10 protein-coding genes and 1 other annotated feature are annotated in these 10,927 nt (G+C 50.7%); all 10 genes read right to left on the bottom strand.

What is annotated here, in order from left to right:
• Window positions 1-135 precede the first annotated feature (135 nt).
• The 10 genes from rplT to mutM all read right to left on the bottom strand — a co-directional run bounded on the left by rplT (window position 136) and on the right by mutM (window position 10,923).
• Window positions 136-495 (bottom strand): 50S ribosomal protein L20, encoded by a 360-nt coding sequence (rplT, locus tag FC99_RS06755; protein ID WP_048731924.1) that lies wholly within the window; start codon window positions 493-495, stop codon window positions 136-138.
• 70 nt (window positions 496-565) lie between these two features.
• Window positions 566-760, bottom strand: a complete 195-nt coding sequence (gene rpmI / locus FC99_RS06750) for a 50S ribosomal protein L35 (protein WP_048731926.1) — start codon at window positions 758-760, stop codon at window positions 566-568.
• A 46-nt stretch (window positions 761-806) separates the two neighbouring features.
• On the bottom strand, window positions 807-1,331 hold the full coding sequence (gene infC / locus FC99_RS06745; protein WP_235805876.1) for a translation initiation factor IF-3: 525 nt from the start codon (window positions 1,329-1,331) through the stop codon (window positions 807-809).
• 37 nt (window positions 1,332-1,368) lie between these two features.
• Window positions 1,369-1,509, bottom strand: a sequence feature (ribosomal protein L20 leader region).
• 86 nt (window positions 1,510-1,595) lie between these two features.
• Window positions 1,596-3,077 (bottom strand): MDR family MFS transporter, encoded by a 1,482-nt coding sequence (locus tag FC99_RS06740; protein ID WP_048731927.1) that lies wholly within the window; start codon window positions 3,075-3,077, stop codon window positions 1,596-1,598.
• 354 nt (window positions 3,078-3,431) lie between these two features.
• On the bottom strand, window positions 3,432-5,375 hold the full coding sequence (gene thrS, locus FC99_RS06735; RefSeq protein ID WP_048731929.1) for a threonine--tRNA ligase: 1,944 nt from the start codon (window positions 5,373-5,375) through the stop codon (window positions 3,432-3,434).
• A 757-nt stretch (window positions 5,376-6,132) separates the two neighbouring features.
• Window positions 6,133-7,059, bottom strand: a complete 927-nt coding sequence (dnaI, locus tag FC99_RS06730) for a primosomal protein DnaI (RefSeq protein ID WP_048731931.1) — start codon at window positions 7,057-7,059, stop codon at window positions 6,133-6,135.
• A 3-nt stretch (window positions 7,060-7,062) separates the two neighbouring features.
• A complete protein-coding gene (locus tag FC99_RS06725; protein WP_048731933.1) occupies window positions 7,063-8,430 on the bottom strand; it encodes a replication initiation and membrane attachment family protein in 1,368 nt (455 codons plus the stop codon).
• Window positions 8,431-8,433: 3 nt separating this feature from the next.
• A complete protein-coding gene (nrdR, locus tag FC99_RS06720) occupies window positions 8,434-8,934 on the bottom strand; it encodes a transcriptional regulator NrdR (RefSeq protein ID WP_048731935.1) in 501 nt (166 codons plus the stop codon).
• A gap of 536 nt (window positions 8,935-9,470) precedes the next feature.
• Window positions 9,471-10,070 carry a dephospho-CoA kinase gene (gene coaE, locus FC99_RS06710; protein ID WP_048731938.1) on the bottom strand — a complete coding sequence of 200 codons (600 nt, stop codon included), beginning with the start codon at window positions 10,068-10,070 and terminating at the stop codon, window positions 9,471-9,473.
• Window positions 10,063-10,923, bottom strand: coding sequence for a bifunctional DNA-formamidopyrimidine glycosylase/DNA-(apurinic or apyrimidinic site) lyase (mutM, locus tag FC99_RS06705; protein ID WP_048731940.1), 861 nt, complete (start codon window positions 10,921-10,923; stop codon window positions 10,063-10,065). The genes coaE and mutM overlap by 8 nt, the downstream gene beginning before the upstream one ends.
• Window positions 10,924-10,927 lie beyond the last annotated feature (4 nt).

The raw sequence follows: 10,927 nt of genomic DNA, 5'->3' as shown, positions 1-10,927 counted from the left end.
TCGAGGCTTCAAGTTGCGTTCGCACCGTTCCAGCCCATATCTGGCGGCCGGTAAGGTGAGGGTCACACCGTGTTGCCAGTGGCGGACTAATAAAAAAGACCTCGCATACGCGAAGTCCCTTTATCATTAACTGAATTAAGCAGCCAATGCTTCTTTAGCTTGGTCAGCTAAAGCAGTGAAAGCACTAGCATCGTTAACTGCTAAGTCGGCTAACATCTTCCGGTTAACATCGATGTTGGCTAACTTCAAGCCGTGCATCAACTTGCTGTAGCTCAGACCGTTCATCCGGGCTGCGGCGTTGATCCGGGCAATCCAAAGCTTACGGAAGTTACGCTTCGTAGCTTTACGGTCACGGAAGGCGTATTGACGGCCCTTCATGACTTGGTCCTTAGCTACCTTAAACAAACGGTGCTTAGAACCACGGTAACCCTTAGCTAACTTTAAAACCTTTTTACGACGTGCGCGTGTAACAGTACCGCCTTTAACTCGTGGCATAATCTTTTCCTCCTAAATCAATTCAAACATTATGTCGACATTTCGTCGACCCGAAAAATTAGTGACCGGCTTACTTTTGTAAAAGTGCGCGGTAAGTCTTGATGGTCGTTTCGTTCATCATCCGGGTACCACGAAGGTTCCGGCGTTGCTTCTTGGTCTTACCGTGGAAACGGTGAGACGTGTATGCGTTGGCACTCTTGATACCGCCCTTGGCAGTTACTTTGAAACGCTTAGCTGCGGCGCGGTTAGTCTTCATCTTTGGCATAATACGAAATATCCTCCTTAAATCGGTAGCTGGGCTACCCAATCAATTACTTATTCTCAGCGATGGGTGACAACATGAGGAACATGCTGCGACCATCCATCTTTGGCCGTTGTTCAACAGTTGCGACGTCAGAAGTTTCCTGAGCCATCCGGTTGAGCACCTCACGACCAATGTCCTTATGCGTAATTGCCCGACCCTTAAAGCGAATTGAAACCCGAACTTTTTCACCCTTGGCCAAGAACTTCTTAGCGTTCTTCAGCTTGGTGTTAAAGTCGTTGGTATCAATCGTAGGGCTGAGCCGTACTTCTTTGACACTGATCACTTTTTGCTTTTTACGAGCTTCACGTTGCTTCTTTTGCAACTCAAAGCGGTATTTCCCGTAGTCCATGATCCGGGCTACTGGTGGCTTAGCTTTCGGTGCAACCAAAACTAAATCGAGGTTAGCGTCTTCAGCAATCTGCAAAGCTTCTTGCTTAGACTTAATGCCCAATTGTTCACCGTCGCCGGCAATCAATCGAACTTCGCGTGCGCGAATCCCCTCGTTGACAATCGTGTCGTTTGCTATGGTAATCCACCTCCAAAATAATCTCGAGAACTGCAGAAATCTCACTCACAAAAAAATGCGGGAACCTTTGATGAAAATCAAACGGCTCCCGCACCAAAATCCAATCTAAAAGATTAGATAACGTGCATATCCAGCCCAATAACCAATGTCATAAGGCGAGAAGCGGAAGCCTCTGCTTAATTTCTCAACTTAACCATCATACCAGCTAGCCCGTTTCATGTCAACGGGTGTTTCATCATTTTTCAGAAAACCAGCTGTGCTCACAATTGGCTAGTCGTCTGCTCCACTGCCTAAGACCTGGTTGCTATGGTCCAACCGGTTAATGACAAAGGTCAGGACGACAATAACGAAGCCAATCACGTAAACCCAATGCAGACCATTATACAGGATCTGCCGCAAGGTTGGCAATAACTTTTCTGGCAATCCACTCGCCGTCTGCGGATTGATCAGCCGGTTCATCATCGCCATGCTGGTTCCCGTAGAATGCGTGATTCCCTGCTGCATCCCCGTGTTCAAAATGATTCCGAAAATGGAGACCATCAGGGTTTGGCCAATGGTCCGCCCCAGCGTGTTAAATGAGGTCGCCACTCCGACATTTTCAGCCGAAACTAACCGTTGCGACGTCAGTGTGGTCGTCGTCATGGCGATTCCGAAGCCAAAGCCGTTGACCGCCGTGATGATGAAGAACCAGCCAAACGGCGCCTGCATTGGGAGTAACGCCAACGCCAGCCCCGCTACTAAGATAAAGGAGAGACTAAAATACAGAATTCGACGAGGGGTCCACCGCGCCAAAAAGTACCCCGTCGCAAAGGCTCCCACGACCCACATCAGTGAGTTCGGGGTCAACGCCAAGCCGGCCTCCGAGGCGGAGACGCCGTGTAGTCCTTGACCCCAGGTTGGCACGTAGACCGTCAGTGCCATTAAATAACCATTGATCAACGCCGCAATCGCATTTTGCACAATAAACGGCCGGTTTTTAAAGAGTTCTAGCGAAATAATGGGGTCGACCGCCCGTTTCTCTCGTCGCACGAATAGGATCAGACTAATGGCACTGATAACTAGACCACCAACAAATGCCGCCCAGATGATCGGTTGGTTACTGAGCACTTGAAAACTCAACATTAAACTAAGCAGACACAGCATGAGCCAAAAGCTCCCCAGGTAATCGATGCTCTCGGTCCGCTGCCGTTTGGGTTCGTGTAAGTATAATTGAAATAATATCATGGTCATTAACCCAATCGGAACGTTAATGAAGAAAATCCAATGCCAACTGAGCTTATCGATAATGATACCACCCAGTAAAGGCGCCAGCACCGCCGCAATTCCCCACGCGGAGTTGGTGATTCCTAAGATTTTCGCGCGTTTTTCAATCGAATAGATATCGGCAATGATCGTCATGGAAACGGGGAGTAAGGCCCCTGCACCGATACCCTGAATTGCCCGCCAGAAGATCAAGACCGGCATGCTCGTGGCTAGTCCGCTCATCGCCGACCCCACAATAAACACGCCGAGTCCGAATTGCATGATTGGTTTACGACCGATCACGTCAGCGAGTTTGCCATAAATTGGTGTCACCATCGCCGTGGCTAGTAAGTAAATTGAAAACACCCAGTTCATCAGCGCAACGCCATGGAGATTTCCGACAATCGTGGGTAACGCCGTTGACACGATGGTTCCTTCAATGGCACTCACGAACGTTGCCACGTAAATTGCAATCGTCACGGCAAGCACATTGGTTTTTGGCTGCGACATCCTCACATCTTCTTTCTTAATTACTCTTCAATCGCTTCAGGCGCGCTAACCACGAAGACACATCAGCGAGCTTTCTATTAAGCGACTCTATCAACTACATTACCACTTCTCAACGTGACACTCTAGCTAAAAGAGTGAATGGACCAAAAGGCGGTCAGTCACCGATTATTAACGTCGATAGGCAAACAATATCGGCTCTGGATTGGTTGTCTAAAATGGTCTCGCCTGCTGCTTAACGTCCGTCTCGACCATGCCCGTTCAGAACGTAAGAAGGGCCCGAGACAAAAAGTCCCAGGCCCTTCTTTCTATATATTAATGTCGAAAACAGTTTCCGTTTTCAATGCTAAGTTAACTTTAGTTTTCTTCGCGACTGTACGTAGCGATATCGCCTAAGATTTCCTTGACGAAGGCGTCACTGCTCATGGATTCACTGTTATCTTCTCCATACTTCCGTACAGAAACAGTCCCATTAGCCATTTCGTCTTCACCAACAACCAACGTGTATGGAATCTTATGCGTTTGGGCGTCCCGAATCAGGTAGCCCATCTTTTCACCACGCTTGTCGACGTTGACCCGAACATCAGCGGCCTTTAATTCGGCAGCTAACTTGTCAGCGTAAGCACCATGCTTTTCTTCGGAAACAGGAATGATGGTAACTTGCTTAGGCGCTAACCAAGTTGGGAAAGCACCCTTGTAGATTTCAGTCAGGTAAGCGGTGAACCGTTCCATCGTTGAAACCAAGCCACGGTGAATCATCACTGGACGGTGTTCTTCACCATCGGCACCGACATAGTGTAAGTCGAAGCGTTCTGGCAACATGAAGTCCAATTGGATGGTTGAGAGCGTTTCTTCGTTCCCGAGGGCCGTCTTGGTTTGGACGTCCAACTTAGGACCGTAGAAGGCAGCTTCCCCTTCGGCTTCAACGTAAGGCAAGCCCAGGTCATCCATGGCACCCTTCAACATCTTTTGAGCGTTGTTCCACATTTCGTCATCATCGAAGTACTTTTCCGTGTTCTTAGGGTCACGGTAGCTCAGACGGAACGTGTAGTCCTTAATATCAAAGTCATTGTAAACCTTAACCATCAAGTCCAGGATACTCTTGAATTCATCTTGGATTTGTTCTGGGGCAACGAACGTGTGACCATCGTTCAAGGTCATTTCACGAACCCGTTGCAGACCACTCAGGGCACCGGATTTTTCGTAACGGTGCATCATCCCTAATTCAGCAATCCGTAATGGCAATTCACGGTAAGAACGAATGTGGTGGTTGTAAATTTGAATGTGGCTTGGGCAGTTCATTGGCCGCAATTCAAGTTGTTCGCCATCACCCATGTCCATTGGTGGGAACATGTCTTCACGGTAGTGGGCCCAGTGACCAGATTGCTTGTACAGGTCCAGGTTAGCCAGGACTGGCGTGTAAACGTGTTGGTAACCGTTAGCAACTTCCTTGTCGATGATGTAACGTTCGATGGTCCGACGAATTGTGGCACCGTTTGGCATCCAGTAAGGTAAGCCGGCACCGACCTTAGGGTCAACGAAGAACAGGTCCAGTTGATTCCCAATGACACGGTGGTCACGGTCATGGGCTTCCTGGCGCTTAACTAAGTCGGCATCCAAGTCAGCTTGCTTGTAGAAGGCCGTCCCGTAGATCCGTTGGAGCATTGGGTTTGAGGACTTGCCTTGCCAGTAGGCACCAGCAACGGAAAGTAACTTGAACTTCTTCACGTCACCCGTGTTGGCTAATTGGGCACCATCACTTAGGATTTGGTGATCACCGATCTTCAAGAAGGAAACGGCGTCGCCATCAACGGCATTGATCAATTCAGTCGTGTAAGGATCGTCCTTAGCAGCGGCTAAAGCGTCAGCCTTGCTCAATGAGATTCGTTCGATAGGCAACTTGTCACTGATCAATTTTTCAACGATCACAGCTAAGGCGTCTAATTCATCAACGCTCACTTGTTGGTCATCCTTGTCGGTATCCACGAAGAACCCGTCTTCGTCGGCACTAACTTCACCCAAACGAATGGCTGGGAATTCCTTCTTCAAGGCAATCCGCAACAATGCGGCAGTCGTGTTCCGCAAAACGCTCAAGCCTTCGTCGCTGTCCTTCGTGATGATCTCAATAGCACCATCACCGGTCAGTGGCGTCAAGTAGTCGACCAGTTTGCCGTCTAACTTAGCGGCAACGGCCTTCTTTGCTAAACTAATGGAAATAGACTTGGCAACGTCTTCGGGCGTTGACCCTTCTGGAAAGGCTTTTGCCTTACCGTCAGGGAATTTGATTGAAATATCTGCCATAATTATGATCTCCCTCTTTGATTTTTGGATGGTCATCGACGCAAAAAGTCCCCAGCACCTAACTAAATAGGCACTGGGGACGTCAATAACGTGGTTCCACCCGATATTTTTCACGAGACTACTCCCGTGAACTCTAGTCGTCGATAACGGAACGGACCGGCCGAAAATTTCCTTTCGACAGCTGAGGAAAGCGGTAATGTTTGCGGTCGCTAAGTCGGCTTCCAAGCTAGGCCAACTCTTCCTGTGAACGATCCCGTAAGCACCATGTCTTTCGTCATAGCTCTTCTTGGTTTCATTGACTATTAAACACTTGCCAGTGAAAGTTGTCAAGCACTGACAAGGAATTTGTTCAAGATTGTTGCTGTAAAATTGCCGCGCTCCGGCAGCCAGGGATTACTCCTGCTATGGGGAACGTCTCCAGCCTGTGGTACGGCTTTCGCCTCGCAACTGGCTACATCAGCTGCCTCCGCTTCTGATTGATCTCAACCATAACAAGCATTGAAATCGACCTGCCACCACACTTACCGTTCAATTGGTAACAAATGTTATGGTCAGTCACACTGATGGTACATAAAACGACAGTATAAGCCAAGAGGCCGGCAGATATGGGCTCAGGCGCGTCGTTCTACTTGGTCGGCGTTCCTTGCCGGCTTAGTAGAAAACCAAGCTTGAAGACTCGTGTTCTTCGAGGCTTCAAGTTGCGTTCGCACCGTTCCAGCCCATATCTGCCGGCCGGCAAGGCGAATCCAACGCTACATTATTGCGGCCGCCGGTTGACACCGACCATTGTGATCTCACGGGCTAAGAAACGGATTCGCTGCATCAGGCGTTGGGCCTTCAACGGTTCGTCATCCCCTCGCGTTGAGATGCGCAGGTGTTCCGTCTCTAATTGCTGCATGGAGAAGTTAGAGCTAAAGAACGTTGGCAATTCCTCTTGCATCCGGTATTCCAAAATAACACCGAGGATGTCGTCACGAACCCAAGCGGACATCGCATCCGCCCCGATATCATCGATCATGAGGACGGGGGCCTTCTTCAACGCATCTAATTTGTCGGCCACGCCATTTTTGGCAATTGAGTTTTTCATTTCGACCGCAAAACTCGGGAAGTGAACTAACGTGCTGGAGAACCCGTCCGTTGCCAATTCATTGGCTAACGCGGCCAGCAGGTAGGTTTTCCCCACGCCAAAGCTACCAGCCAAATACAAGGCTTGATGACGGCGCTTGGGGCTCGCTTCATAGGCATCCTTAAAGTCCAGTACGGCCATCAAGGCTTCCGCGCGATCGGCATCCTGGTCAAATTCAGTCAGACTGGCATCCCGAATATTTTTCGGCATGGCAATCGACTTGACCCGTTGGCGTAGTGCCTGTTGGGCCTGCTTTTCTTGTGTTTCGACCGTCGGCACGTAGGCGACATCGATGAGGTGGTTTGACACAATCAGTTGCGGTTCATATCCGGTCGCAAAGGTCGTGCCCCCCTTCGCTAATTTTTCCCGTTCGCTCACAAATTCATAGAGTTTCGCTGCCGAACGGGTCATGACGTCCTCTGCCAGTTCCGCTTGATGGTCATGATAAAACTGGGTGACCTGCGGATCTGCGTAGACTTTGTCCATCAGTTGGCGGTAGTTATCGTTTAAATGACGCTGATTCATCAGCTGCTGCATAGTTTTACTGAGATCTTCCATGGGTTAGTCCTCCTTTCCCGATTGACGGTTCTCTTTAAGCTTGGCGATTCGTTCCTGCAAACGCTGTTGTTGCTCGGCAGATAACTTGGCAGTGGCTGTCGTTGACGTCTCAGCTGCTGGCTTTTTAGCCCAGTCTGGCAAGGTTTCCTTCACCGTTGACTGGCGGCTTCGTGACTTGCGTGGTTGACTCGCCGCCCGCTGCCGCTCGCGAATCTTTTGAATCGCCAACTGGGGCGTATTGACTTTGGCCTTACTCCAGTCGTTAGCAATTGTATCTAACAAATTTTTATTCAGCGTGGGTTTATCCTCGTCGACTAAGACGTGATAGATCATGAGGTTCAGGACCGCTTCCGGGAAAAGCTGCCGACTGACCAGGTCACGTACGATGCGTTGTTCCCCGTCCGTCACAAATCCCCCGTTTTTCTGCTTGATGGCCTGTAAAAAGACCGCCGGGGCCGTGGCCGTGGCAACCTTGATCAAGGCCTGTTCCGCAGATGTTGTCGTGCCCGTCGTTGATTCGACTGGTGTCGGTTTCTCCGTTGTCGGGGCTGGAGACCGCCGAGGCTGACCAAAATGCTGCGCAACGATTCGCTTGAAGGCCTCCGCATCAAATTTATTCGTTGCCAGGTCCGTGGCCTCACCCACGTAGCGGGCCATGGTGACCTCATCCAAGCCGTAAGTCACATGCTCGGTCAATAACAGTTGCCGGTTTGCCTGAACTGCCCGCGTGTCGATAAACGAATGCTCTAAGATTTCACCCAATAACTTAAAGTCAAAGTCCGGTTCGGACTCCGCAGGCAAGACGGGGGTTGGTGTCGACGCCGCTAACCGTTGCCGGCTGGTCGTCACGGCCGCTGGTAGGTCGTTTAGTTCTTGACCATCCACGTGAAAGACTTCCAGAAAATTTTTCGTGATTTCTTTTTCGTTAGGCCTGATTCCCAAGTTAGGCACATTTGTCGTGACCAGTTGCTGGTAGTTCTCTTCACCGATGACTCCCAACAATTGCACGCTGAGTAGATCATCCTTAAAGAACGCCGCCGGGGCCAAGGGGGCATGCAGTTCGTAAACAAACCCCGTCAAATCATCTTGGGTGGTTACCATGGTCGTTAATAGCCCCGTTGCCTCCAGCCGAATTCGCGCCTCATACAGGTGTTCCAGATCCAACCCGAGCACCGTCAACAACGTGGTGTGCCGTTGGTAAGTCCCCCGGTTTGGTAGCCAAAAAAGGGCCGAGAAGAGCCCTGCGGCACTCGGTCCCATGATGGGCTGGTAGAGTTGGGTCAACGTTTGCCAACTCAGGTCACTGATGCGACCGTTTACCCGTACCGTAAAACCGGTCTTGGGCTTCAATTGGTGCCAGGAATCTTCCATACCCTACTTCGCCTCGCTTTGCCCGTTTGATTCTTTTTTAGCCTTTTCTTTGTCTTTATCAAGCATATCCTTCAGTTCGTTAAAGAAGACACCGGTATCCTTGAATTGCCGATATACACTGGCAAACCGGATATAGGCGATCTCATCAACGTCGACCAGTTTGTCCATCACGTACTCCCCGATCAACTGACTGGAAATTTCATTGACGCCCAATGCACGAATCTTATTCTCAACGCTATCGACAATGTCGGTCATGACATCCATCCCCACCGGTCGCTTCTCGGCCGAGCGGATAATGCCCTTCAGAATTTTTTCACGATTAAATTCTTCCCGTGTTCCGTTCTTCTTGATTACCAACAGAGGAGTCACTTCGACCCGCTCAAATGTCGTGAACCGAAAGCCGCAGCTCTCACACTCACGGCGCCGACGAATTACCCGACCGTCGTCGGTGGGCCGACTATCGACGACCCGTGATCCGTTATGATGACAGTGTGGACACTGCATATTTGGTCACCTCGCTAAATTTAATTCTCTCTCATCATCAAATACATTTTAAAATTGTGGACAATTGCCGCACTGCGGCTGCCAGGAATTCCGCCTGCTGCGGGAAACACCTCCAGCCTGAGAAACGGGCTTCCGGTTCGCCTCAAAGCCACGAAAAACCCGTGTCTTCGAGGTCGTCCCACGATGTAAGCCGGGAAAGAACCCTGACAAACATCGTTGACATAGCTGGCTACATCCCTGACCTCCTCCGGCTCTGATTGCTCATTGCCCGGACAAGAACCAAAAACCATATATCTCCACACCTACAGCACACCCCGTAACAACTTTTCGATTACCCCCAAGTTGCCACAGAATATGAATGTAAGCCGATAGGTCGGCAGATATGGGCTCAGGCGCGTCGTTCTACTTAGCTGGCGTTTCTTGCCGGCTTAGTAGAAAACCAAGCTTGGAGACTCGGTTCTTTCGAGGCTTCAAGTTGTGCCCGCACCGTTCCAGCCCATATCTGCCGACCGGTAAGGCGACTACCACACCAGCATTTACTTTAAGTTGTTCATGTCAAGCCATTTTACCACTTGTTGCCGTGTTTCGGCAATCGTTCCCCCGTTATCAATGACAACCGTTGCGCGGGCGACCTTTTTTTCAATTGGCCATTGTCGGTCCATTCGGGCTTGGGCATCAGCTGCCGAAAGCTGGTCTCGCGCCATTAATCGGCGTTTTTGCGTGGCCGCATCCGTTGCCACCACCATCACGTGGTCGGTCAGCGCTTCAAGGTAGCCCGACTCAAAGAAAGTTGGCGCATCAATGATGACAACGGGCACATTTCGCCGACGGTAATCCGTCAGTCGGCGTTGAATCTCCGCTTGAATCAGCGGCGTCGTGATGGCTTCAAGGCGTTTTAGCTGTACCGGATCATGAAAGACCAGTTGGCCCAGTTGCCGACGATCCAACTCACCCGCCGTCAGGTATAACTTGCCAAAGGTCGCGGCAATCTGTCGCAGGCCCTCGGTTCCCGGCGCTACGACCTCACGGGCAATCACATCGGCGTCAATCACGGGTAACCCCGCTGCCTTTAACCAGACGCTCACCGTCGTTTTCCCGGTCGCAATGCCACCAGTCAATCCCCATACCTCAGTCACGGTCAAACGCCTCCAAAGCTGCCGCTGGTAACGGCTGACACTTCGGACAGAAATGCGTGCCGCGTTGGGCGACCTTGATTTTTTCAATCTCGGTCCCACAGCGCTCACAGGGTTCACCCTCGCGACCATAGACGTGCAGATGATTCTGGAACTGACCAGCCTCACCAAATGCCGTGGAAAATGAATGGACGGTGGTCCCGTGACCCTGAATTGCCAGCGCCATTTCTTCAATGATGTTCCGTCGCAACGTCGCCAACTGAGCTTTAGTCAGTTCGTCGGCTGGCGTCAATGGATTGATCTTTGACAGCCACAACACTTCATCGGCATAGATGTTGCCTAAGCCAGCGATCCGCGATTGGTCGAGTAAAAACGGTTTGACCACTTTGTGTGATTTTCCAAAAATCGTTTGCATATACGCTAACGTCAGCGCTTCTTCGGTCGGTTCCGGCCCCATTTTAGCCAACGATGGCATCTCCGCAGCCTCTTGGCCCGTCGGCACCAGCCGCATACGACCAAATTTACGAGTATCCGTGTACCGCAGCTCCCGGTCATCCTTTAAATGAAAGACCACGTGGGTGTGCTTGGTGATCGGACTGCCCTCGGCTTGGACGTCATACTTGCCCTCCATCCGCAGATGGGACACCATCGTGAGGTCGCCGCTGAACCGAAATAGGAGGTACTTGCCCCGCCGGTCGATCCGCTCAATCTGCCGACCAATCAATTCAGCCGTGAACTCATCACGGTCTGGCGTCACCATCTTGGGATAAAATACCTCAACATGGTCAATAGTGGCACCGGCCACTAACCGATTCAGTCCGCGCCGAACCGTTTCAACTTCTGGTAATTCTGGCATAAAC

This window comes from Levilactobacillus koreensis JCM 16448 (genome assembly GCF_001435525.1).
GTDB lineage: Bacteria > Bacillota > Bacilli > Lactobacillales > Lactobacillaceae > Levilactobacillus > Levilactobacillus koreensis.
Note: the sequence above shows the minus strand (reverse complement) of the source record. Positions and strands in the feature narration are given on the sequence as shown.

Bases quoted from the DNA above. Each gene is read 5' to 3' on its own strand.
- dnaI (WP_048731931.1), bottom strand. From the start codon at position 7,059: ATGGAAGATCTCAGTAAAACTATGCAGCAGCTGATGAATCAGCGTCAT.
- rpmI (WP_048731926.1), bottom strand. From the start codon at position 760: ATGCCAAAGATGAAGACTAACCGCGCCGCAGCTAAGCGTTTCAAAGTA.
- FC99_RS06725 (WP_048731933.1), bottom strand. From the start codon at position 8,430: ATGGAAGATTCCTGGCACCAATTGAAGCCCAAGACCGGTTTTACGGTA.
- FC99_RS06740 (WP_048731927.1), bottom strand. From the start codon at position 3,077: ATGTCGCAGCCAAAAACCAATGTGCTTGCCGTGACGATTGCAATTTAC.
- nrdR (WP_048731935.1), bottom strand. From the start codon at position 8,934: ATGCAGTGTCCACACTGTCATCATAACGGATCACGGGTCGTCGATAGT.
- rplT (WP_048731924.1), bottom strand. From the start codon at position 495: ATGCCACGAGTTAAAGGCGGTACTGTTACACGCGCACGTCGTAAAAAG.
- thrS (WP_048731929.1), bottom strand. From the start codon at position 5,375: ATGGCAGATATTTCAATCAAATTCCCTGACGGTAAGGCAAAAGCCTTT.
- mutM (WP_048731940.1), bottom strand. From the start codon at position 10,923: ATGCCAGAATTACCAGAAGTTGAAACGGTTCGGCGCGGACTGAATCGG.